The sequence below is a fragment of the Fervidobacterium pennivorans genome (assembly GCF_001644665.1).
Classification (GTDB): domain Bacteria; phylum Thermotogota; class Thermotogae; order Thermotogales; family Fervidobacteriaceae; genus Fervidobacterium; species Fervidobacterium ngatamarikiense.
On record NZ_CP011393.1, the window covers coordinates 1,981,861 to 2,005,083 of the forward strand.

General features: G+C 38.3%; 23 protein-coding genes. 9 read left to right on the plus strand and 14 right to left on the minus strand.

Annotated features, from left to right (window positions below):
* Positions 1-26 precede the first annotated feature (26 nt).
* The 14 genes from JM64_RS09320 to JM64_RS09385 form a co-directional block, all read right to left on the minus strand.
* Complete coding sequence (locus JM64_RS09320; RefSeq protein ID WP_064012372.1) at positions 27-650, minus strand: hypothetical protein; 624 nt, start codon at positions 648-650, stop codon at positions 27-29.
* A 49-nt stretch (positions 651-699) separates the two neighbouring features.
* Positions 700-3,141: a hypothetical protein gene (locus JM64_RS09325; protein ID WP_064012373.1), complete on the minus strand. Its 2,442-nt coding sequence runs from the start codon at positions 3,139-3,141 to the stop codon at positions 700-702.
* Between the two features lie 42 nt (positions 3,142-3,183).
* The gene (locus tag JM64_RS09330; protein WP_064012374.1) at positions 3,184-3,795 is read right to left on the minus strand and encodes a bifunctional nuclease family protein; all 612 of its coding nucleotides are present in this window, start codon (positions 3,793-3,795) and stop codon (positions 3,184-3,186) included.
* Positions 3,776-4,570: a lysophospholipid acyltransferase family protein gene (locus JM64_RS09335; RefSeq protein WP_064012375.1), complete on the minus strand. Its 795-nt coding sequence runs from the start codon at positions 4,568-4,570 to the stop codon at positions 3,776-3,778. Before JM64_RS09335 ends, JM64_RS09330 begins: the two co-directional genes overlap by 20 nt.
* Positions 4,557-5,222, minus strand: coding sequence for a hypothetical protein (locus JM64_RS09340; protein ID WP_064012376.1), 666 nt, complete (start codon positions 5,220-5,222; stop codon positions 4,557-4,559). The genes JM64_RS09335 and JM64_RS09340 overlap by 14 nt, the downstream gene beginning before the upstream one ends.
* Positions 5,219-5,689 (minus strand): tetratricopeptide repeat protein, encoded by a 471-nt coding sequence (locus JM64_RS09345; protein WP_082868384.1) that lies wholly within the window; start codon positions 5,687-5,689, stop codon positions 5,219-5,221. Before JM64_RS09345 ends, JM64_RS09340 begins: the two co-directional genes overlap by 4 nt.
* A 27-nt stretch (positions 5,690-5,716) precedes the next feature.
* Complete coding sequence (locus JM64_RS09350) at positions 5,717-7,309, minus strand: hypothetical protein (protein ID WP_231882383.1); 1,593 nt, start codon at positions 7,307-7,309, stop codon at positions 5,717-5,719.
* A complete protein-coding gene (gene plsY / locus JM64_RS09355) occupies positions 7,290-7,907 on the minus strand; it encodes a glycerol-3-phosphate 1-O-acyltransferase PlsY (RefSeq protein ID WP_064012377.1) in 618 nt (205 codons plus the stop codon). Before plsY ends, JM64_RS09350 begins: the two co-directional genes overlap by 20 nt.
* Positions 7,908-7,960: 53 nt before the next feature.
* Positions 7,961-8,662: a hypothetical protein gene (locus tag JM64_RS09360; RefSeq protein ID WP_064012378.1), complete on the minus strand. Its 702-nt coding sequence runs from the start codon at positions 8,660-8,662 to the stop codon at positions 7,961-7,963.
* Positions 8,663-8,811: 149 nt separating this feature from the next.
* Complete coding sequence (flgG, locus tag JM64_RS09365; protein ID WP_064012379.1) at positions 8,812-9,597, minus strand: flagellar basal-body rod protein FlgG; 786 nt, start codon at positions 9,595-9,597, stop codon at positions 8,812-8,814.
* A 23-nt stretch (positions 9,598-9,620) separates the two neighbouring features.
* Positions 9,621-10,385 carry a flagellar hook-basal body protein gene (locus JM64_RS09370; protein WP_064012380.1) on the minus strand — a complete coding sequence of 255 codons (765 nt, stop codon included), beginning with the start codon at positions 10,383-10,385 and terminating at the stop codon, positions 9,621-9,623.
* A 26-nt stretch (positions 10,386-10,411) separates the two neighbouring features.
* The gene (gene mreB, locus JM64_RS09375) at positions 10,412-11,422 is read right to left on the minus strand and encodes a rod shape-determining protein (protein WP_064012381.1); all 1,011 of its coding nucleotides are present in this window, start codon (positions 11,420-11,422) and stop codon (positions 10,412-10,414) included.
* The gene (locus tag JM64_RS09380; protein ID WP_064012632.1) at positions 11,397-12,281 is read right to left on the minus strand and encodes a DMT family transporter; all 885 of its coding nucleotides are present in this window, start codon (positions 12,279-12,281) and stop codon (positions 11,397-11,399) included. Before JM64_RS09380 ends, mreB begins: the two co-directional genes overlap by 26 nt.
* A 26-nt stretch (positions 12,282-12,307) precedes the next feature.
* Positions 12,308-12,841, minus strand: coding sequence for a TIGR00725 family protein (locus tag JM64_RS09385; RefSeq protein ID WP_064012382.1), 534 nt, complete (start codon positions 12,839-12,841; stop codon positions 12,308-12,310).
* 170 nt (positions 12,842-13,011) lie between these two features.
* On the opposite strand from JM64_RS09385, the gene JM64_RS09390 reads away from it, so the two are divergent.
* The 9 genes from JM64_RS09390 to lgt all read left to right on the plus strand — a co-directional run bounded on the left by JM64_RS09390 (position 13,012) and on the right by lgt (position 23,148).
* Complete coding sequence (locus JM64_RS09390) at positions 13,012-14,184, plus strand: CheR family methyltransferase (RefSeq protein ID WP_082868385.1); 1,173 nt, start codon at positions 13,012-13,014, stop codon at positions 14,182-14,184.
* A 20-nt stretch (positions 14,185-14,204) separates the two neighbouring features.
* The gene (locus JM64_RS09395; RefSeq protein WP_064012383.1) at positions 14,205-14,981 is read left to right on the plus strand and encodes a hypothetical protein; all 777 of its coding nucleotides are present in this window, start codon (positions 14,205-14,207) and stop codon (positions 14,979-14,981) included.
* Between the two features lie 49 nt (positions 14,982-15,030).
* Entirely contained in the window at positions 15,031-16,788 is a 1,758-nt protein-coding gene (locus JM64_RS09400; protein ID WP_064012384.1) for an ATP-binding response regulator, read from the plus strand.
* A 160-nt stretch (positions 16,789-16,948) separates the two neighbouring features.
* On the plus strand, positions 16,949-17,542 hold the full coding sequence (locus JM64_RS09405) for a chemotaxis protein CheB (protein ID WP_014451845.1): 594 nt from the start codon (positions 16,949-16,951) through the stop codon (positions 17,540-17,542).
* 37 nt (positions 17,543-17,579) lie between these two features.
* Positions 17,580-18,890, plus strand: a complete 1,311-nt coding sequence (locus JM64_RS09410; RefSeq protein WP_064012385.1) for a GGDEF domain-containing response regulator — start codon at positions 17,580-17,582, stop codon at positions 18,888-18,890.
* Positions 18,891-18,934: 44 nt separating this feature from the next.
* Entirely contained in the window at positions 18,935-20,200 is a 1,266-nt protein-coding gene (locus JM64_RS09415) for a hypothetical protein (protein ID WP_064012386.1), read from the plus strand.
* 21 nt (positions 20,201-20,221) lie between these two features.
* Entirely contained in the window at positions 20,222-20,863 is a 642-nt protein-coding gene (locus JM64_RS09420) for a winged helix-turn-helix domain-containing protein (RefSeq protein WP_014451848.1), read from the plus strand.
* A 6-nt stretch (positions 20,864-20,869) separates the two neighbouring features.
* The gene (locus JM64_RS09425; protein WP_064012387.1) at positions 20,870-22,201 is read left to right on the plus strand and encodes a hypothetical protein; all 1,332 of its coding nucleotides are present in this window, start codon (positions 20,870-20,872) and stop codon (positions 22,199-22,201) included.
* Positions 22,202-22,260: 59 nt separating this feature from the next.
* Positions 22,261-23,148 (plus strand): prolipoprotein diacylglyceryl transferase, encoded by an 888-nt coding sequence (gene lgt, locus JM64_RS09430; RefSeq protein ID WP_156487937.1) that lies wholly within the window; start codon positions 22,261-22,263, stop codon positions 23,146-23,148.
* The last annotated feature ends 75 nt before the right edge of the window (positions 23,149-23,223 follow it).

The following is a 23,223-nucleotide window of genomic DNA, read 5'->3' on the forward strand; positions in this document are numbered from 1 at the left end:
TGATTATCCGTATTCTCATATCGTCTTTAGAATATCAAAAACTTCCAAATTATTGTAATCACAATTGCCGATAAAGGACTAATCCACCAAGTATGAATGTTAATTCGTTCACGTTTCCAAAGCTTGTAAAGGAATCCCAAAGCCAGTGAGAGAAATGCCAACCAATAACTCTTTCCAAGAAAGAACACGTAAAAAGCCAATCTTTCCGAGATACCATCTAGGTCGTTGTAATTCTCGTCACCTGGGTAAAAGTTTTTGAACACATAAGTCACTGCCATTGTCACAACAGCCATACCAAGTAAATAAATAGCAAACTCCTTTGAGATAAACGAATAGGCAAACAAATCAGCCACAAGAAAATTCAGAATAAGTGCGATTAGTAATTCTGAGAGTTCAAGGACGTGTAATTTCATTTTGCTATCGTGAATCTTTGTCCTTATGACATCTCCAGCAACGTGGATTACTATCATGATAAGTAAAACAGTGGTACCTTTTGAACTTTTTAAGAGCGTATCGAAAGTGAAAGCAAGAAGGGCAAAAATCGACCAGATGATATGTTCAAAAAGCTTATACCCTTTGTAGTATCTTATCTTAGCGTTATCAGTAAAACCGTGATCTGCTACAAAGTGAGCTAAGAACAAATGTATCATTTAAGGCAACCTCCTTCACACAGTGTCAAATCTTTGAAAATCTATAATCTTAACCTATTTTATAGATTAGTAGTCCTTCACTCGTCATTAAATAGATTTTATTTTCCCAAACGGTTGCATCGTAAACTATGCCAGCAACGTCTTCAACAATTCTGTGAATGCGCCTTGCAGAAAAGTCGATAAGCGTTATAAAACTGTCGCCAACGGCAACGATGAAATTACCAGACCTATACAATCCCAGGTTACCTATCCATCCTTCGCCAACACAAGCATACCTTCCCATCTTATCAAAAACGAGCAGTCCATAAGCACGTGTTGTCGCTATGATGTAATCATCTGCTACTATAGCATAAGTTATATCATAACTATTCCTCAACCCTAAAGGTGCAGTGTATTTGATACCGTAGAAATACCTGTAAACCTCTCGGTTTGTCACAAATAGCAGTTCATTCCCGTCGTATATAACCCTTCCATAAACCCCTTGCAATGTCACCAGAACATTGCCAGTGTTGTCAACAAAATCTATCTTATTGTTATCCCTTGGTTTGGCAAAGATGGCGTAATCTTTTGTAGCAATGAAATCATCTGCCGGAGTTTGCTCAAACGTGACTGTATCTGCAAGTTTTCGATAATAGACCTTTCGTTGTGTGCCATAGCTTACTCCTTCGATTGTTTCTTTCAAGCCTATCACAAACTCTTCCCATACTCGCGTTCCAGCAACATACAATCCTTTTTCATCAGCGGTATACACTATCCCGCCGTAAACAGCAACCTGAGTGCCAGGATAGTTGTAGGTTCTCAAGAATTTAATGTAGGGATTATCACCTATCTTCCATTCATCCACGTAGAAACTCTCGGTAGAGCCGGAGGTAATGAACCGTTCCAGGATTTTCTCTTTTTCGCTTTTAACCCGCTCTGCAAACGTATCGTCTTTGTAAGCAGGAATTTCTGGGATTTCAAAGGCAAAGAACTTCTTTATCTCCTCTATGAATGGTTCAGATGAATAAAAGTCGTTCCAACTTCCGTTAAATATCTTCAACGTCATGTACGGAAGCCGTGCTGAGTTTCTTGTAACCACACCATCTCCTAAATTCAAAGTTAGCTCAGGATAGAACTTTTCAAATAAGCTTCCACCAACATCAATCGACAAAGGAGGGGTATTCCCCATGTAAGCTATTGTTGGTATATCAGTTCGATAAGGAAGATACTGCAAACGTTTTAATAACTCCGAATTCGGTAAGATGTCCGAGTAATAGATATTAATGGCCTCTATGTAAGATTTTAAATAGCCTTGAATCGTTGCTACAACAGATTCCGGTAGACTGTAAAGCAAAGCGGCAGCCGACGGCTTTGATGCATATATAGTTGTTGCCAAACGTGGGTCCACAACATTTGTACCATAAAACGGGGTGGAGACATAAGCCACTTTTCTTATATTCTTTATCTCAGGATGCATTGCTAAGCAATAATAAAGTATAAGTCCGCCCACTTCGTGAGCCAACACATCGAACTGGACATTAGAATATCTTTTAAGTTCCTGTGCTAACCGTTCCGCCTCAAACACAATAGGACTTTGCATAGGTTCCGATTGCTGAAACGTTCTAAATGCGCGGGTATAGTTATAAGATTTCGTGTCGCTCAGCGGGTATTTATATACGTAAATCGACCTGTCTGGAAATACTCCTTGCCATGTCGAAAGAGGAGTCACCTTTGATGACTGGTAATAACCAGCAAAATTCGCATCACTGCCTGGGATAATAAGAAGTGGGGGATAAGCAGAAACCACGCGGTAAACTTCTTGGATACCGGTTTGCAAGACCTTTCCAGGGACAGATACAACTCCCAGCCATCTTGGAACCACGAAAAAGCTCGCCTCAACGAAATAACCTCGACTATCTCTGTCTATGAAGCTTCCAGGGATTATATTGTACACCTTGCCATCACTACTCAGTCCCGCAAATGCGAGTGCGTTTGAATCGTTACTTCCAATCAGATTAGACGGGAAATAGTATCTAACCTTTATGGGCAACGTCGCCATATCGTATCTTCCATCGTTTGGTATCAGCTCGTAAATAGGGCTGACAAAATTTCCGGAACTAACCATTCCTTGAACTGAATTTCCCGGAACTACCCTAACCTTGAACGATTTTTCGTATGGAAACGCACCTGGTGGTATAGAAATAATCAAGTTCTCTACCGTCTGCGTTCCTTCTGATAAAAATGTTTCAGGAACCTTTGGACGTGAAAGCAATATTCCAAAAGCAACGATGAGAACAACCACACCTAAAAATGTGAAAAAAAGCACTTTTCTATGCCAAAACGTGCTTATAAAGTATTTTATTTTTTCAAGCAACCCTTTTATACCCTTTTCCCCTGAGGGCTTTTCCTTTGATGGTGCATCAGTAGATGGTGTTGATTCCTTTTTAGTTTCCTTCCCAAGCTTTAAAATACCTTTGAGCTTTGAAAAATCAAACTTCGGAATTTTTGGCATCGCAATCCCCCACTAAGTTTTTAAACTGATTGTATTACTCAATCAGTCGTCGTAATCTTCAAAGTTATCGTCATCTTGATTGTCCTTATCCTGTTCGCTTTCGCCACCTTCAAAATTTGTGAAATCTTCTGAATTGTCATTCAAAAGTTTCTTGAATTCGCTAATGTCCAAATTTTCAATGAATTTTTTAAATTCTTCTTCATTTTCTGATTCGCTTAAATCTTCAAAAGTAATTGCTTCCGTTGCAATGATTTCGTTTGTCACATAAAGCGGAGCACCAGTTTTTAAGGAAAGTATTATACAATCGGACGGCCTAGCATCAATCTCTATAAATGGATTCATGCCTTCCGCAGCTTCTTGTTCAGAAACAACAAGGTCTCTGAGAACGATTTTGGCGTAGAAGACATTATCTCTAATAGAGTGGATTACAAACCGCTCAATTTTCAAACTGAGTTCATTAACTAAAGTGACAATCAAATCATGCGTCAGAGGTCTATCAAATGGTACCTTTTCGATAGCTATAGCCATTACACTCGCTTCGCATGCACCTATCCATATTGGGAGAATTTTCTTCGTGTTTTCTATCCCGAGTAAGACAACAGGTGTATTCGAAACCTTATCTAACACAAGCGCCTTAACAAACGCTCTTTTCATTTTCAACCACCTCTTTCAACTTTTCCACTCCCTGTCTTATAACGTTCTCAACGTATGCTCTTAGTTCTTCCTCACTTTTGAAATTTTCTGGATAAACAACTTCTCCAAACATTATACCCGTTTTATTACCACTGACTATCAATTTATGTTTTGGAATGACTAGATGGTTTCCCCAAATAGATACTGGCAGTACGGGAACTTTCGCTTTAAAGGCAATCTCTAAACTCCGAGGCTTGAATGGTAAAACTTCTCCATTGGGTGACCTTGTGCCTTCAGGAAAAAGCACAAAATGATATCCTTCATTAAGCTTTCGCATAACTTCCCTAATCGCTGTTGCAGTTTGCCTGACATTTCCTCTATCAATCAGTTCGCTACCAAGGTACTTGAGATAAACGTTCACCATTGGAAACTTCTCAAGCTCTTTTTTTGCTATGAACGGTGTTGGACCAACGTATCCTATTATAAGTGGGATATCCAATATGCTCTGATGGTTGCTAACAACAATATAGTTCGTGTTCACATCAGGCTTTCTACCACACACGAAAACCTTAACACCAAGTAGCTTGAATGCAAGCCTTCCAAATATCTCTATCTGTTTCAAAACAAACCTTCGCCCTTTTTCTTTCCCCAATATCCATCCAATTAGCAAAACTATAGAGCCGTAAACGAATATGTAAAGAAATGCACCCACAAGTAACCACAAACTTCTAAGAACGTTGAAAAGTTTTGCGAATATATTCTCCGACTTTCTATAACTGCTGTTAATTTTTCCCATTGCTCTTCACACCCCACAATTTGGCTATTCTAAAGAAGAAGAGCAAGAGCGAAAGAACAAACGTAGCCCATGCAAATAATGTGTTGTTTAAATTAAACACATACTTATCAAAAAAGAACATGCCTATGGAAACCAATATAAAAGAAGACATCGCAGTTGCTATTAGTCCTATGAATTTAGAGCTGTTTTTAACCGCGTAGAAACCACCAATCAGCCCCACAAGTAAGCCAAAGACTAAGTAAATATACCACTGAAACGTCAAGTAGGAGGTCAGAAATGATTTCAGTAAAAAATTCCCAACCAGGAACGAAATTATGAAACTTCCCACAAAAATTAGTGACTTATACAGCGAATAGAAAATCACAGCAAACACTACCGAAACTATAAGCGAGTAAATTAGGAAATTACTTTCCAAAGAATTTGAGAACTGCGGGAGATATCTTTCCAAAAAGCTAAGCACAGAAGGACTGATATATCCATAACCCACTATTAACCCAACGGCAATGAGTGTAATTACCTCGACCAAATTTGGAAAAAGCAAAACAAACACAGAAAACGGGACAAAGATATACCAACTTGATGCAAAAAACTCACTCAACACTTTCAGATTTTGTATATTAAAGATTAAATCATGCATATTAACACCACTCACAAATCCAATCCCCCTTCCACATACTTTTCTACCTCTCTTTTTACACTCTCATCAGAAAGCTTTTCTTTTGCCTTCTTCTTATTTCCCAATGCTATATAACACAGTGCAAGCTGGACATCCAAATCAAAACTTTTCAAACCTAACTTTTCCGCCTTTTCGAAAAACATCACCGCCTCGTTGTATCTATCAACTTCCATAAGTGCACACGCAAGATTGAAGTAAGCAATGGAAAAGTTCGGACATATGTGTATTGCTTTTCTATACATTTCAATAGCCCTACCCAACATCCCTTGCCTTCTGTATACATTACCAAGGTTGTTAAAAACTTCCGGTATCTCGTAAGGTATAAGCTTATTATAGATTTCTATAGCTCTGTCGTAATTGCCTTCCTCGGTTAGTTTTATCGCCTCTTGGAGTAGAAGTTCTATATTTTCGTTTTTTTCACTCTCTTGTTGTATCTTTGCCATACCCACCACCAATAAATCGTAAAAATGTCATTTGTTGTTTGATTTTGCTATAGAGTTTAGTATCAATTTTTGAGTGTAGAACATGGTATCATAGTAAGATTGCTCCTTAAACGACACTTTTGCACTAAGTTTGATAACTCCAGGTGGGACAGGTTTCAAGTAAGTCCACTTAGCAACCCACAAGATTTTCTTATTCAAAAGTTCTTCTGCACTTGCCACACTGCCAGTAAACCTTGTAAGAATTGGACAATCTCCAATGACTTTGACTCCTTGAAGCCTGTAGGATATAAGTTCACCTGTGCATTTTTCAACTTTCACACTTCTAATATCTCTTTGCTCTGCGTAAATATCTGTTGGGACGTAAACATCACGTTCATACATTGCCAAAGCATATTTGATGTAATGTAGTTCATCACCGAAAAGGTCTTCAACACTGATGTAAGCATATGCGTTATCTTCATCAAATGAAACTAATTCGATGTTCACAAACACAGGTTTGTCATCTTTGAAGAAGTACTGTTCAATTGTATTCCCTTTCCATTTAATAGCGAAAAGTGTAGGATACGAATATTCTATGAAATCCACATCTTTTATTGAATATTCCTTTCCGTTTGCAACAACTTTGTCTTTACCAAGATATATGATATCACCGTATGGTGTCACCTCAAATGACCATACCTTTTCCAGAAGTTTCACTTCATCAACCTTTTCCATAGTATCTATCCTAAATATTTCTATTTTCTGCCTTAAAGCATCCAAGATGTACAGTCTGCTCACAGTTAGCTCTGCGTCCAAACAGAATGTTCTTTGTGGTAGCTTAAACTCAACACGCTCTTTTTTGTTTGGGTTGAATTTTATAACCCTGTCAAAATCAACAATGTAAATAGTTCCGGAACGGTCTGAACCCGCAATGTACGGTACTTGGAGACCACCTAAAACTTCTTGTTCATTTTCATCGTATAACGACTTTTCACCAAGCAGGTATAGATTACCATCTTTGTTGTAAAACACCTGCTTTACATTCTTCGAAAACTTCTTGATTTTCATCATTTTGTTGTTTTTAAAAAATACCAACCTCTTATTCTTTTGGTCTAAAAGCACCAAATTGTCACCGTAAACGCTTAAACTCGTTGGAGTTTGAAAGTATTCTACACCCCGAACGTTTCCTTTTATCGAATCTATATAACCCAGTGTAAATGACTGAGAAGGAGCTAAATTAAGTCTTCTAAAATATCCAACCTTTTCCATTAAGTTATTGATGTCGTCATTTCTAACCAGCACCGTAAAGTTTTTAAAATCTTCCAAAGCTTTGTCCACCAACCCGTTGATAATAGCCAACCTGCCCCTTAAGTACCAAAAATGAGGCAATTCTTCCACATAAACCCTACCAGACATCGACTTAAGTGCTAATTCATACGCACTTTTAAAATCACCAGCGTAGGTTTTCTCCAGAGCTTGAGTAAAATACATTCTGGCTGTTTCTTCGTCAATAACAGCCAAACTTAAAACTGGTATTATCAGTAGCAAAAGATAACCGATTAGTAGAAAATATCTATTAAGCACCTTCACATACATTCCACACATGTGTTGGTCCAAGGTTTCATTTCCCCTTACGCTCATATTTGTCCATCCAACCCAAGAAATAATCAACAACATTCGTTTTTCTCTCGTTGCCATCCAAGAGCCTTTTTATATTCTCTTTGTGTCTGTAGACAGAAAACAATGCGAGAGCTAAGAAAACCACCCAGTAATCTTTTTTGAAAACAAGTGCAAAAAACGCACCCGCAAGTAACCCAATTATCGACCCCAAAGAGACATACTGTGTCATTGCAACAATTGCAATCCACACACCAAGTGCAAACATACCGGCTTGAGGATATATTGCAAAGAACGTTCCAAGTGTGGTTGCCACACCTTTTCCACCTTTGAATTTAACAAACGGGGAGTAGCAATGTCCAATGACAGACATTGCACCAGCCATTACCATTGGATGCTCTCCAAATTGTTTGAATATCAAAACAGCGATAACCGCTTTCATAATATCAAGAAACATCGCCAGTGCACCGTATTTTGTTCCCATATTTCTCAGCACATTGGTACCACCGACGTTCCCGCTACCAACCTTTGTTATGTCAACTCCTTTTAACTTAGGAATTATATAACTGAAAGGTATCGCTCCAATGAAATATCCTAAAATGGCTGCCCAAACTAACGACACACCACATCCCTCCACGCTGAAAGCTACAATTTTAAACTAATCACACTATGAAATTACCGCACATACTTTTCAAAATTGTCCTCACCAACGAGTGTTATAAGAATCTCCTTGTAACTCGGATGTAGATTTATCATATTACTCAATGCTTGCTTGATGGTTTCTAATTCCTCACCTTTGAAGTCCCCACTATCGATTGCCTGAACCAAATCGCTTATAATCTCGGGAATATCAAGGTATGAAAGCACCATTGCAACTTGTGCGCCGAACATAAATCGTTCTTCACCTTCCAAAAGCATGTATCTAAGAAGTGGGTAAAATTGTTCTCCAGCACCAAGTTTTGCTAAGGCCTCGTATATAACCAACTGTGCCTCTTCCAAATCATATAATTCCAACGCCTTTGTGATATCGGTTACCAGTCTTCTCAAACCCAAATCCCCAGCCAAATCTATTAAGTAAAGCAAAGGCACATCGTTCTTTATTCCGCTCTTTATCTTTTCTTTAATTGTTTTTTCTAATTTCGAGGCTATCCTATCACCTAACCTGTACAAGACCTCAGTAACAATTTCTCTTACTTCCGGGTCGTCATCTTCCTTCTCCAGCAAAGATATTATTTCATCGTAGGCATTCTCTCCTTTTTCTTCAACTATCCTTCGTATAAGCTCTTCTCTTTCCCTTTCTTGTACCTCATTTCTTTCTTGGTTGTATCCTTCGTTATCTTTGCCAAAATCATCGAAAATCTTTTCATCACCACTCACGACTCTTTGCTCCTCCTTTTGCTCTCAAAATATTCCACAATATTATATCACAATATTTCGATGTATAAACTACCAAACCGTAGTTAAAAATAACCCCCAAGGCATACGCCTCGGGGGCTGGATTATTTTTGCCTTACAAAGCCAAGTTATTATCTTCTCAAGTTACTTGCCGTTTGGAGCATTTGGTCTGCCGTCATGATGGACCTCGAGTTAAATTCGTAAGCCCTCATCGCGGTAATCATGTCAACCATTTCTTTAACCACATCTACGTTTGATTTTTCCACGTATCCTTGCATAATGGTTCCAAATCCGTCCTGACCAGCAGTCCCTTCAATTGGTTCACCACTTGCCGCAGTCGCTACGTACAAGTTATCTCCTATCGATTTTAACCCTGCTGGGTTGACAAACCGCGTTAAAGTTATCGTACCAAGTTGTTGGATAGTTCCATCAGGTAACTCAACAGAGACTATACCGTCCGGTGAAACAGTAAGGGAAACCGCATTTTGTGGTACCACAATGGCAGGTGATAAAAGCAAACCGTTTGCTGTTACAATTCTACCTTGGCTATCTATCTTGAACTGACCATCTCTTGTGTAGGCAATTCTTCCATCTTGCAGTTGTATCTGGAAGAACCCATCGCCACTAATCGCCAAATCCAACGCATTACCTGTGTTTTCTATGTTTCCTTGTGTAAAGAGTCTTGTCGTCGCTGCAAGTCTGACTCCATGACCAACGTAGATACCTGTTGGTGTCGTTGAGTTCTGAGCGGTTGCGGCACCTGCGTTTTTTGAATAACTGTAAATTAAATCTTGAAATTCGGCTTTGACTTTCTTATATCCTGCAGTATCAACGTTTGCAATGTTGTTTGAAACTGTATCCATCTTGAACTGCTGAGCCCACATGCCCGTTGCTGCGGTGTATAAACTGTTAATCATCTATACCCCTCCTCACCTTTTAATTACCTCAGAGCTCCAACGTTGTTTATGACTTTGTTCAGTAACTCATCGTGAACAACTATCGCCTTCGATGTTGCATCGTAGTGTCTTTGAGCCTCTATCAATTTCACCATTTCACGCACGACATTCACATTTGATTTTTCTACGTATCCTTGCAAAATCCTAACATTCGAATTAGGGTCATCTACATTTACTATTTGTGCTTGACCGGTGAAGAGGGTTTCTCCCATTTTTCTTGGATTTTGAAGTGTGTAGATAGCTATTCTTGAAACAATATTCCTGTTGGCATCGTAAACATTTCCTGATTCGTCGATGTATCCATTCTCAGGGAGTGTAACAATTTGACCATTTGAATCGAGCAAATAATACCCCTGTGTATTTACCAGTTGTCTATTGCTATTTGCAATGAATTCTCCATTCCTTGTGTAAAGCACTTCGTTACCTTTTCTCACCGCAAAAAAGCCTTCACCATTTATAGCCAAATGCGTTGGAATATTAGTTTGTTCTATAATACCTTGAGCGTAGTGTGTACGAATTTCGTCAACGATGATAGCTTGTTCGACATCGCCTACCTTTGAAAATTCGACCCTTCTATTTTCTGGCTCAGGCTTTATACGGTATATCTCACGTGTCAGGTAAGCTCTGAAAACAGGAGTGTCGGCTTTGTAGCCGTTTGTTTCAACATTTGCTAAATTATTTGACAAAACATCCATTTTTGTTACGTCGGCAAGCATACCCATTGCTGCTGTATACACACCACGGTACAAAGAAATCCCTCCAATTTAATCAAATATCACTTTTCATAAGTCACTGCAACATGTTTCAGCAATTCTTCGTCTTCAAGCAACTTACCAGTCCCTTTTGCAACGCACAGTAATGGTTCATCGGCAATCCTACAAGGTACACCTATGTCTTCCTCTATCGCTTTATCAATCCCTCTCAAAAGTGCACCGCCACCAGTTAACACAATCCCATGTTCTACAATATCCGCTGAAAGTTCAGGAGGAGTCTTCTCAAGCACAAGTTTTATCCTTGAAATGATGTTGTCAACCACAGGTCGAATCATCTTATAAACATCCGTTGAGTTGATAACTTCTGTTCTTGGAAGTCCTGTTACCGCGTCTCTTCCTTTTACTTCCAGTTCTAAATCTTCTACGTCCGGATGAACTTTTCCTATTTTTATTTTTATCTCCTCTGCCGTTGTATCACCAATGAGCAGTCCGAAGTTTCTTCTAACCCCTTTAACAATAGCGTCATCGAGTGCATTACCGGCAAGCTTTATGGAATCTCCAACAACGATACCTCCCATACTTATCACGGCGATATCTGTAGTTCCACCGCCGATATCCACAATCATATTCCCCATCGGTTTCATCACATCGAGTCCAATTCCAATAGCAGCGGCAGTTGGCTCAAGAACTATATGCACCCGTTTTGCCCCGGCTTTTAAAGCCGCATCGTAAACTGCTCTTTGCTCAACACTCGTTGTCTTTGTTGGAATGCCGATAACCATGTTGCATTTGAAAAATAACCCTTTGTTGAGCTTTTTCATAAAGTATTTAAGCACTTCTGCTATGATGGTATAGTCTGCGATAACTCCATCCCTCATCGGTTTAACCGCCAAAACTTTGTCTTCAGGTGTCTTTCCGAACATCTCTTTTGCTTCTGTTCCTATAGCCAAAATCTTGCCAGTTTTCCTTTCGATAGCCACCACAGAAGGTTCGTTTAATACGATACCTTTACCCTGTTGGTAAACTATGAAGTTCGCTGTTCCGAGGTCAATTCCCAAATCGTTCTTTGCCATACTCTTCTCCCCTTTCAAAGATGTATAATCCTAATATCAACATTGTCACTCCCAGAATGTTGTAAATTGTCGGTTTTGACTTCATCAACACAAACTCTGATATAACTGTTACCAGAGGGATGAAATATATGAAATTTGTAGTCTTTCTGTCACCTATCACCTCAATTGATTTGTTCCACAACAAATACCCCAGTGCAGAACACACAATACCAAGGTAAATCAAACTAGATACGCTTTTTATTTCGAATTTAGCTTGCATATTTTGTAAAAGGGAGAACGGGACCAGCGTAACAACACCCCAAAATGTGATTGAAAATGTCTGGTCAATTCCCACCACATCTTTTATTCTAACCACATAGTGAGTATAGAATACCCAAGAAATCGCTGCTCCAAACGCAAGAATATCACCTAATGGGTTAAGTTTCATCATCCTTCCGTTCAAAATAACGAGGGCAACTCCAAGAAACGCTAAAACAGAACCCAAGTAATGGTACTTATTCGTTTTAACTTTGTGAAATACGTGAGTAAAAAGCACATACAGAAGCGGGACACTTGAGACAATAACAGCCGCATTTGTTGGTGAGGTATACCTTAACGCTGTGTTCTCAAAAACGAAATACATAGTGATGCCCCAGAATCCTGACCAAAAAGCATTAATATTTGCTATCTTTTTCTTTCTCGTAAATGGTAAAAGTATAAACAGTGCTATCAAAAATCTGTAAAGTGCTGCAGGGAATGGTTCAAAAACATTAACAACAAATTTCGTAGCAACAAACGACGCACCCCAAAAAATCGTTACAAGCACAACTGGAAGATATTTTAAAACCTGTTTCAATTTATATTTGATTGAACCCAGCATGCTCATTTCTCTCTCCTTTGGCGTTTTCATTTTGCGATTCTTTCTAAGATTTCTACAACATCTTCTACGCTCATCGCTTGGTATACTTCAACCAACTTCCGATTATCAAGGTATTTTCCATCAATCAAAACGTCTGCGATTCTATCTGTCCAACCACCCGTTCCACGAAGTAAAATTACAGGCTTTTTATTCGCATAAGCTGCCAAGATTTCTATAGCCGTTCCTATCTCTCCACCCACAGATATCACAGCATCAACACTCTTCACGAGGATAAATGACCTCATCTGAAAGTCCAATCCCGTTTTTATAACCACATCGTTGTATTCGTTAGAATCTTCTCCTTCCCAAGGAAGCACGCCCACACAAAATCCTCCAACCGATTTCACACCTTTTGAAACTAATTCCATCACACCATCTCTTCCTCCGGTGAATACGTTGTATCTTTTGCCAAGTTCCTCTCCCAGTTTCAGACAAAGCTCAGCAATTTCTTTAACCGGAGTTTCTTTAGGATTACCTGAGTATCCTATCACACCCACGTTCTTTACTTGCCGTGTATCCATTAATTTCCCTCCATCGTCTAAAGGTTACCTGAGAATTACTTCTGTTCTATTTTGAAAGTATATCACAAACACGTAAATAATTACAGATGATTTAATCCGATAACTGCTTGGAATTATCCGAAAAGTGGTATAATTATTTTTGATAAAGTTTTACGAAAGGAAATGGTAACATGCTTAACATCTCGAGTGCGTTTGAAGGTTCAAAAGACGCAATGCTTAAAAACCAGATTGAAGAAATCCTAAAAAGGCACGGCATAAAGGCTCAAAAAATTCACATTGAAAGACTCATCAAAAACATCGAACCAATTTCTGAAGCACTGACACCCGTGCTTCTTGAATCCATTGTTTTGGAGAACTTAACAATAGGAGACTCGTATTTCTTCAGAGATATCCAAACTTTCGAAAAACTGAGAAAGATACTCAAAGAAAGACCTTCGTGGAATATACTTTCCATAGGCTGTTCTCGGGGGGAGGAAGTTTACTCAACTGCGATAGTTTGCAACGAAGCTGGGGTAGAGTGTTCCATAAAAGGTATTGATGTCAATTTCCAAAGAATATCACAAGCCAAGGTGGGTTGCTACAATTTCTGGAGTGTGCGGTTTCTTTCAAAAAAACAGATAGAAAAATATTTCGATGTTGTAGATGGTAAATACTGCGTTAAAAAACAATACAGACATAACATTGAATTTTTCCACGGCAATATTTTAGATGCTGGACATAGTTTTTTAGGAAAGCATGAAAGATTTGATATAATTTTTATAAGACGTGTCTTGCTTTACATTGAGCGAATCGATGAGGCAATACAGAAAATTTCTTCACTGCTTAAAGATGATGGATTTTTAATATTTGGTGCGGGTGAATACTTCCCAGAAGTTTTGGAGCACTTCTCACCAGCTTTTAACGATGTGGGAACATTCTATAAAAAAATGTCAAAACAAAGTGAACATACGGAAATCAAAACAATTAAATCCACATTCCTGGGAAGGCACAAAAATTTAACAGAAATCGAAAAACTCGAAAGTGAAAAACAGCAAGAAATCGAAATTGCCAAACTACTCAAAAAAACATTTGAGGGGATAGAATTAGAGGAGCGTATCAAGTTAGTTGAAGAATATCTTTCAAAAAAGGCATTTCAAAAGGCATACGATATCGTAAAAGAATCCTGTAAGAAATACCAAACAAACTACCTGCTTTGGAAATACAAAACGTTGATTGAACTTGAGCTAAACGATATTGAGGATGCAAAACAATCGTTGCAATGTGCTCTTTTTTTAAACAGTGTAGATGACGAGATATGGCAAATCAAACATGCTTTAGACTTTCGAACAAAGTTGAAAAAGTAAGAAATAAAAGAGGTGGTGCGATGTCACAAGAGTTTTATTTTTGTGAGGTGGAACACAAAAACGGAGTTGTCCGGTTAGCGATAGATGCAAGCTTAGTAATTGGCGTCAGTAACGTTGCATTTCCAGCACCAAAGGAGATAGAAGTCTTCGGTTTCGCATTGCACGATGGGTTCCTTTACCCTGTTGTAACACACAGTGGCTTAGATGAACCTGTGTTCAAATATTATTTGATATTAAAAGAATACGCATTTGGTGTCACAAGAATCATCGAAAAAGTCCAAGCAGTTCCTATCCCATTTTCGCCAGATACTCCGTTAAATAAAGACGATCAGTTCAGAAGGCTGAGTGAATACAGCGGAGTAATTGTTGCCGCTGAAGGCTGCACGCAACAACACTATTACGTTTACAACACATATTGTGTCACCCTTCCCAAAACAGCACGGGTGGTAAAACAAGACAGAAAAAACGATGAAAAAGAACGCATTAGAGAACTAAAAAACAAATATGTAATAGTTGGTAACACGTTTGCGATGCCTTTATCAAACGTATTGAATATCCTCTCTGCCGATGTAGTTACACCCTTTAAAATAGAAGAGTGGGATGGATTTATAGATTACAATAAAATTATCCCCGTCAAAAATATCGACACCGGGAAGTTCGTTGTAATAACGCAAAACGTCGCATATAGAACTTCAAGGGTAGCCATCTCAGATGGTAATATTTTGAGAAAAGAAACTTCTAACGAAACGTATCTTGAAACTCCGGAAGGCATATACAAAATCCTTGAGCATTCGTAATTACCTTTAGCAACAAATAAAAGCAAAAAATATACAAAGGGATGATGGTATGGACTTCTTGGAAGTATTCCTTCAAGAATTGAACGAAAAAGGGCAAGAAGCGATAGAGTTGATTAAATCATTCATTGAAAACAAGGACCCAAATTCGATACATGAGATTTATCGCCTTTTTCATACGATAAAAGGCTCTGCAAGCCTCGTAGGTTTCGACAAATTTAAACAACTATTCCACAAAATCGAAGATTACTTCAAGCGACAAATGAACGGTGAAGATGTGATAACAGAAGACTTCATGCTGAAGTTACTCATGGTGGTTCCAGAAGTTCTCAAAAAAAATTCTGACCTCACAGATGATGAATTACAGCATTATGTAGATATCCTAGAGGGTAGAAAAATACAGACAGAAGCAAAAGTTTACGTAACTTCAAGCGAAACCATCCCTTCTGAACTACTTCAAGAGTTACTCTCAAACACACTGAGCGCAGAAAACAGCCTAATGCGTGAGGATATACAAAACGCACTCCGCGAAATTCGACTTGTAAAACAAAAGCTAGTATCTATACTTGAAAATACTTTCTACGTCAAGCTGAGACAAATCCTTGCGAACTTCGACGTCTTGGTTATGCAAGAAGCCTTTTCGAACAAGAAAAAAGTAAAACTCGAACTCCAGATAGGAGAAGAAAGAATCGAAAAGAAAGATTCTGAAATGCTTTTGAATATGCTAACTCACTTGGTTAGAAATGCTATTGCACATGGTATAGAATTGCCAGAGGAACGTACTAAAAAAGGAAAACTTGAAGTAGGGAGAATAATAATCAGAAGCTATGTGCAGGGTAACGAATTGTTCTTAGAAATTGAAGACGATGGAAGAGGATTGGAATTTGAAAAAATCAGGCAAAAAGCTATTGAAAAAGGGTTGGGTAATCTAAAACCGGAAGAAGTTATTTTTGTCCCAGGTTTTTCTACAAAAGACAATGCAGATGAAACAGCAGGCAGAGGTATAGGACTCGATGTTGTGAAAAACTTTGCAACAGCACGAGGCGGAGATGTCGAAGTTGTTTCAGCAGCAGGCAAAGGAATAAAATTTATCGTCCATTTCCCAATCAAGACCTTCTTGGTGAGAGTTCTCGTTGTAGAAGCTGATGAATTGCGGTTCTGCATCGATTTACAAGATATATTGGAAATCGTTAGCAAAGCGGAAATCAAAGATGGACAGCTCAAGCACAAAGACAAATTGTACGATATAACCTTCAGTTGTACATTGCCACGGTTCGCAATCATTACGAAGAATAACAAAGCTCTTTTAGTGAGCAATTTAATAGGCATCTTCGATGGGCAGGTTTCTAATGAAAGCTATGACATGATAAAAGGTTTCGTAAAGAATATCTTTGTCTATCCTTTGCCAATAATATCACCGGAGCAATTCCTTAAACTCCAGAAACCTTCGGAAAAAGTCCGCAAAGTCTTGGTTATAGACGATTCTGTGGTAACAAGAACTATACTCGGAAAATTCTTAGTAAACTTTGGTTACACCGTTTTCGAGGCGGAAAATGGAACTGAAGGCATTGAAATATTTAAAAAGGAAAACCCGGATGTTATTGTATGCGATGTTGAAATGCCTGGCATTGATGGCTTTGAAACAACAAGGAGAATAAGGGAGCTAAACAAGAACGTGCCGATAATAATCTTTAGCACTCTTACAAGTGAACAACTCTCTAAGGGATTAGAAGTCGGAGCGAACGCGTACCTTTCAAAAGATGAACCACCTGAAAGATTGGTACGTTTGATTGAAAGGTTTATCCAGTAATGTTTAAAACTGTGAGAAATTGTTGGGAAAAGGAAAATGTGAGAATTTCCGCGTGCAAGTTCTTGAACATCGTAGATTCTCAGCAAAGGACTAAAATAACTAATATGAATTACCTTTGCGATATCTTAAATCATAATTCGTTCAATCAGGAGAATGTTATATGGCAAATGCAAAGAAAGTAATTATCGTCGGTTCAGCAGGAAGTCCTTCGCAAGCTGTTGAGATACTAAAACTCGGTGAGAAATTGAATTTTCCTGTCATAGTTAATATTCATTTTACAAGTAGTGCAATAGAAACTTTTGCACAGCATATACGTTCTGAAACAAATCAAAAAGTCACAATAGTAAAAGGACCTGTTTTCTTAGAACCTGGAGTATACATACCAGAAGGCGGAAAAGACTTGATTTTTCTAGGCAGTAATGCCGTTACTGTTGTTGATGAAACCACTTCAAAAGAAACGATTCATCCTTCCATATCTATTCTGTTCAGTTCAATGAAGAAATTCGCCAATAAAGATTTCGTAGTAATAGTCCTTGGCGGGTTAGGGGGCGATGGTGCAGAACATGTTAGTGAGCTGAAAAAGAAAGGTGTCTATTTCATAATAGAAAGAACCCCGAAATTTCCATACCTCCCTGAAAATATTGCTAAACAACTTGGAGAGCGGTACGAAAAACTGGAGATTGAAAAAATAAGGGAAATGCTTAAAATGTTTAACGCTGAGGCAAAACAACAAACAAAAGACACCAACGCATGAAAAGTTAAAAAAATAAGGGTAAAGGTGGTGACAATAAGTGAAAAAGGTTCTTGTTGTTGATGATTCTGCAGTTTGGAGAACCTATTTACAAAACCTTCTGGAAATTCACGGATACGCCGTTGAGGTTGCGAAAGACGGACTTGAAGGACTTAATAGATTTTTTTCTTTCCTTCCTGATACTGTTATCGTAGATTACGTGATGCCAAAATTAAATGGTGTCCATTTCACACGATTTATCAGGAGCTTTAGTACATTTAAAAATGTTGGAATAATGATTCTCACAGGCGCTGAAGAAACTATAAACCCATTCTGGGCAAAGAAAAGTGGTGCTAACGCTTTTTTGAAAAAGACAGCATCACAAAGTGAAATAGAAAGAACGGTTTTAGAATTCGTAGCTAAACCATTCTCCATGGAATGGTCGAGAGAGCTTTACGCACTTCACATTGAGCCATTCGGAGAACTTGTTGATATACTTGAAGAAAGCCTTCGTGATTCAACTATAACAAAAGAAATTCTTCAACTTTCCGAGTACATTTACGACGAAAAACTGGTAATGAAGAAAATATACAACCTATTCACGGAGCTGTTTGAGTTTGATAACTTTTACGCTTGCGTCTCGACATACTCACATGCACGAGTTTATGCATTTGGAAACAAAGAGCTCTCAAATCCCAATTCGGTTTTCGAGAAAGCGAAAGAAATTAGATTCTTTAGTTATTTTAAATACATTGATGTTTACTATGAAGATACGGAACGAAAGATAGAAAATGCTATAGGGGAAGTGATAACAAGAAAAGAAGAACCTATAGGTTTCATAATCATAGAAAATCCAAAAGTTCCAGAGGTTGCCGAAAGAATTCTTGCTCTTGCAAATTACAGTATCTCGCTGATTTTTGACCTGATAAACTATCATAAGCTACTCGGAAGTCAGAAAGAATTAGAAGAGATAACCGGGGCTTACGACAGGCATGCGATAACTGGAAAAATAGTAAATTTAATCGATTTCTCAAAACGGAACCAACTGCCGCTTTCATTTGTCAGTATTAAGTTGCTAAACTTAAGAAAACTCTACACTTCGAAAGGCACAGATTACACAAACCAACTGCTGAGAACCTTCGTCAAATTCCTTGAAGAGCAACTTTCCGATACTATCGCGAGGATAGAATTAGGCAAGTTCTTGGCTGTAATACTTGGAAAAAACGTAACACCAGTTCAAAAACAGTTAGAGTCATTCCAAATTATCTTTAATGAATCTGAAGAATATAAGAACTTAAAAGAAATTGAAGTGGAAACGAACCTATTTGTTTGGAATGGCGAAAGTGTCGGTGAAATCCTTGAGAAGTTGTAGCAAAAAATAGACAGGTTATTAAACTTACAAGGAGGGAACAGAGAATGAAGAAGGTATGGCGGCTTTCTTGGAGTTACGCACTGACCGTTTCACTGTTCGTTATAGCATGGAGTAGTATATTGCTTACGATAATTATTCCACGTGTCAACAAAATAGTCGAACAAGTGAGCACGAAATCCTTCTTGCAAGAAGTCGTTTCAATCACAAATGCAGGCGTCTCACAAAAAGTCTTTGAAAGAGAACCAACTTTTGGTTATTACTATCTCATCGATGAAAACGGCATAACTGTTGAACACACAGATAAGCAAAAGGTAGGCTTGGATGTTAGGAAAGCTGTTCCTGGTCTGTTTGAGTATATACAGTCAAATAAGGTTGGAATCTACTCGTACACATACCAAGGTGTTAAACGATACGTCGCTTTTGCTTTCGATGGAAAATACTATTTAGCTCATGCTGCTCGCCATGATGAACTATATGGTGAACTTGCAAGTTTCCTTTCAAGCTTTTTCAAATTCATTGTTCCAATACTTATCGTACTTACCTTTGTAGCTGGCTTTTTCGTTGCGGAATTACTTCTGAAAAGGCAGAGGTATCAACTTCAAGTTTCAAACAACCTTGTGAGAAATATCTCAGAAAATATCATTCATACATTCTCGTCTGTTTCTGAAATCAAGGCTATGGCTGAAAACACAGAAGGAGCAGCAACTCAGTTAGACCGTTCTCTTGAAGAGTTTGCCGCATATTTAGAAGAAAGTCGTGCAGAAACCGAGACAACAATCAACGGTCTCAACGAGTTCACCAACACCATCGAACAGATTACCGAATACACTTCAAAACTCGCTATGCTTACGGAATCTCTTGGAAAACTAACCGATAAGATAACAGACATTTCAGATAGTATAACCGTTTTAGCAATAAACGTATCTATCGAAACAAGCAAACAGAACATTGATAGAGAAGGTTTATCAAGGATTGCTGAGATGATTATGGAACTATCCAATTCTGCACGCAATCTTGCAAAAGAGGGTAGACAGTCACTTGAAAACGTAGAAAACATCGTTACATCAACAACGCTTATAACAGAAAAAATCACCAAAAGACTAACTTCAGTAAGAGAATCACTCAATACTATCCTGCAAGTATCACAAGCATCTACAACGAACGTTGAGAAAATAGTGAACGCATCTAGGACTGCACACGAAGCAGTTGAGGAGTTGTACTCTGGAATAGAACAACTGGAAGAAGCAATCTCCAACATAAAAGATGAAATTGAAAGATTCAAAGCAGAACTGGAAAGGTTTGTTATTTAATTATTTTTAGGGGGAAATTGAATGGACGAACAAGCAAAAAACATGGAGCATCACGGTGAATATGTGTTCTTCGAATATTCTCCAGTTTTCAGACGCATGGCTATTCTCCAAGCTTTGTCAGAAGGTATAACAAAACATTCTGAATTAGCCTTGAAATCAGGGATCGTGCCTTCACTTGTGAATAAATACTTGAAGGACTTCGAGAAAGAAGGGTTAGTCGAAAAGGTAAATAGAACCTACAAATTAACTAACACAGGACTTATTCGGTTAAACTATCTGAGACTGGGTTACCTATCAGAAATTGCACAGATGTATAAGAATATCGAACTCAAGTTCGCAGACATCTTCCTGAAAATCGCTGGCAAAAGGGACCTATGTATCTACGGAGCAGGTGTTGTGGGCAAATTGTTGGTGCATTTAATTTCAACAAGGCAATCCCACAACATCGTTGCCTTCCTGGATGAGGATGAAAAAAAGATTGGAACCAAGATTGAGGGCATAGTTGTTTTACCTCTTGAAACAAGGATTTCAGCCGATGCTTACCTTGTTGCTTCATTCAAAAATGGCGAAATAATGGCAAAAAAGCTACTTGAACGTGGTTATAGAAACGTTTACACCATTGAATTTTCAAAAGACAAGTTAAAACTTGTGTGGAAAGGGTAATGCAAGATGGAAGAAAAAGAATACTTTGACAAACTTTTCTCAGGCATTCAGGATGATATAAAAGAGGAATTTTTAACGATAAAGCGACTGCACGAAGAAAATTTCTCAGAATACAAAGAGCAATTCACTGAAGTATTTTGGAAAGTTTACGAAGCCATTGCGCAGAAATTAGAAGAAACATCTCATATCGAACAAAAGCTTTTCATACGCCTTGGATTAGTTGACCCAAGGTATCTAACCAGAGAAGACTTAGAAAGAATCAAAGAATGCATATCATCAGCTTCAGACGACACCTTTTACTACGTTGATGAATGGCTAATTTCGGCGAAAAGCGGAAAAATACCACCATCAACCTTCGAAGAAGTCATTCAGGACCAGCAACAAGAAAAGCGCACATTCGATTACACATGGATTGAGAAAGAATACGAGAGAAAACTTTTTGAAAGGAGCATAGAGGAAGAAAAACTGAGGGACCTTGTGAAAGGTGTGCAAGGCAAAGGTCCATACACAAAGGGTGTGTATACCATATTTGATGAGATAATTAAAAGTATTGGGAAACTCAAAAAACTGGATAACGATATAAAAACTTTGAAAGAAACCCTCGACAAAGCAAAAGAACAAACTTCATCAATTCAGCAAATACCACAAACATCGAAAGATACAACCACTTCTCTTTTTACCGAACCACAAGTAATCAGGCAGATGGTTAAAAAGGCTATTGGGAAATTGGGCATCCAATATCCAGCACTCACGACAAATTACCTAAGGGAAGTCAATTCGATATTTTCAAAGAAATACTCACTAAAACTTTTCGAGGAATTTAAATTACTTGACCCAACAACATTGAAAAGAACGATAAAAGGAACGGAAGTTTACATGCCACCTTATGTTATTTTGGTGCCAGGTTACGGAGAAAATGGTTTTTGCTGGGAACCTATTGAAGGGGTAAATATCTACGGACGAGGTCGAATTGTCGTTCCAATCTTCTCCAGAAAAGGCACAGACCCGTTTTTCCAGGCATTCGGAGAATACAGATGGAAATTAGAAAAAGAACTTTCGTTCGGCAGATGGATGGAAGAAGGTTTAACAGGCGAATACTACCAATACCTTCAAGAAAACAAACTGAAAGGTCAACCAGCTGAATACTTCATTAAGGATTACATAATGTGGATTTCAAAAGAATCAAACGGTATACAGAAACTCGACAAACCAGTGCGTGAAATATTCTGGCGCTACTTGCCTTTTGATGAATCCGTGAAAGAAAAACTATCAAAAGTAAGCTATGTTTACCAACAACTCTGGGAAAGGGATTTGAGAAAGAGGCAAAAAGATAAATGAAGCTATGAAAGATGTGAAATCATGAGAAAAATCGAAAGCTTAAAAAAGGGGGAGAAGTTGTGGCAAAGAACAAACTTTTTAGGTTTGTAGTTATTTTTGTTATCCTGCTGGCTGTCGTTTCTGCTTTGTTTTTATTTCTTAGAGAGGTTTTCTCAGGAAGACTGATTGTCAGAGACTATATCTTCCAAATTGGAAACTTTCGGCTTCGATGGTATAGTGTATGCATTGCTACTGGGATATTCACTGGCTACTTCCTTGCCAGAAGAAGACTAAAGAACTACCCTATAACCCCTGAAGACCTCGACGAGGGTTTATTCTGGGGGGTTATATTTGGAATCCTCGGAGCAAGGGTATACTATGTTGCTTTTAACTGGTCGTATTACTCGAGATATCCTTCTGAGATATGGAAGATTTGGCATGGTGGTCTTGCGATACATGGAGCTTTTTTTGCTGCACTAATAACGATATACGTTTATTCAAAGTTGAAAAAAAGATTCAACTTTGTTCACGCTGCTGACCTTTTCACCTCCGTTCTCCCAGTTGCCCAAGCAATCGGAAGATGGGGAAATTTCTTCAATTACGAAGCCTATGGAAGACCTACTAACCTACCGTGGGGAATGTACGTTCCACCAGAAAAGAGAGTTCCTGGATTTGATATGAATACACATTTTCATCCCACATTCCTTTACGAAAGCCTTTGGGATTTGGCGGTCTTTGTAATACTATACTTCATCGTGGAAAAAAGAAAAAAACAGTTCGGAGAAACAACAGCACTTTACTTAGTTCTATACTCCATTGGGAGATTTTGGATTGAGGGTCTAAGACTTGATAGCTTAATGGCAGGCAATCTTAGGGCGGCACAGATAGTGAGTATGATTCTTATAATCTTCGGTGCCTCGTGGTATGCATACCTAATGGGAAAAAATAAGAACGATGTTCAAAAATAAAGCTCAAGCTCAAAAATGAACTATTTCACACAAGTTTTTTACAATTTTAAAATTTTCTTGAACGTTTTTCGAGAA

What these genes read in the sequence shown, in the direction of transcription:
- JM64_RS09320 (WP_064012372.1), bottom strand. Translation starts at nt 650, where the DNA reads ATGATACATTTGTTCTTAGCTCACTTTGTAGCAGATCACGGTTTTACT.
- JM64_RS09325 (WP_064012373.1), bottom strand. Translation starts at nt 3,141, where the DNA reads ATGCCAAAAATTCCGAAGTTTGATTTTTCAAAGCTCAAAGGTATTTTA.
- JM64_RS09330 (WP_064012374.1), bottom strand. Translation starts at nt 3,795, where the DNA reads ATGAAAAGAGCGTTTGTTAAGGCGCTTGTGTTAGATAAGGTTTCGAAT.
- JM64_RS09335 (WP_064012375.1), bottom strand. Translation starts at nt 4,570, where the DNA reads ATGGGAAAAATTAACAGCAGTTATAGAAAGTCGGAGAATATATTCGCA.
- JM64_RS09345 (WP_082868384.1), bottom strand. Translation starts at nt 5,689, where the DNA reads ATGGCAAAGATACAACAAGAGAGTGAAAAAAACGAAAATATAGAACTT.
- JM64_RS09350 (WP_231882383.1), bottom strand. Translation starts at nt 7,309, where the DNA reads ATGAGCGTAAGGGGAAATGAAACCTTGGACCAACACATGTGTGGAATG.
- flgG (WP_064012379.1), bottom strand. Translation starts at nt 9,597, where the DNA reads ATGATTAACAGTTTATACACCGCAGCAACGGGCATGTGGGCTCAGCAG.
- mreB (WP_064012381.1), bottom strand. Translation starts at nt 11,422, where the DNA reads ATGGCAAAGAACGATTTGGGAATTGACCTCGGAACAGCGAACTTCATA.
- JM64_RS09380 (WP_064012632.1), bottom strand. Translation starts at nt 12,281, where the DNA reads ATGCTGGGTTCAATCAAATATAAATTGAAACAGGTTTTAAAATATCTT.
- JM64_RS09385 (WP_064012382.1), bottom strand. Translation starts at nt 12,841, where the DNA reads ATGGATACACGGCAAGTAAAGAACGTGGGTGTGATAGGATACTCAGGT.
- JM64_RS09390 (WP_082868385.1), top strand. Translation starts at nt 13,012, where the DNA reads ATGCTTAACATCTCGAGTGCGTTTGAAGGTTCAAAAGACGCAATGCTT.
- JM64_RS09395 (WP_064012383.1), top strand. Translation starts at nt 14,205, where the DNA reads ATGTCACAAGAGTTTTATTTTTGTGAGGTGGAACACAAAAACGGAGTT.
- JM64_RS09400 (WP_064012384.1), top strand. Translation starts at nt 15,031, where the DNA reads ATGGACTTCTTGGAAGTATTCCTTCAAGAATTGAACGAAAAAGGGCAA.
- JM64_RS09405 (WP_014451845.1), top strand. Translation starts at nt 16,949, where the DNA reads ATGGCAAATGCAAAGAAAGTAATTATCGTCGGTTCAGCAGGAAGTCCT.
- JM64_RS09415 (WP_064012386.1), top strand. Translation starts at nt 18,935, where the DNA reads ATGAAGAAGGTATGGCGGCTTTCTTGGAGTTACGCACTGACCGTTTCA.
- JM64_RS09420 (WP_014451848.1), top strand. Translation starts at nt 20,222, where the DNA reads ATGGACGAACAAGCAAAAAACATGGAGCATCACGGTGAATATGTGTTC.
- JM64_RS09425 (WP_064012387.1), top strand. Translation starts at nt 20,870, where the DNA reads ATGGAAGAAAAAGAATACTTTGACAAACTTTTCTCAGGCATTCAGGAT.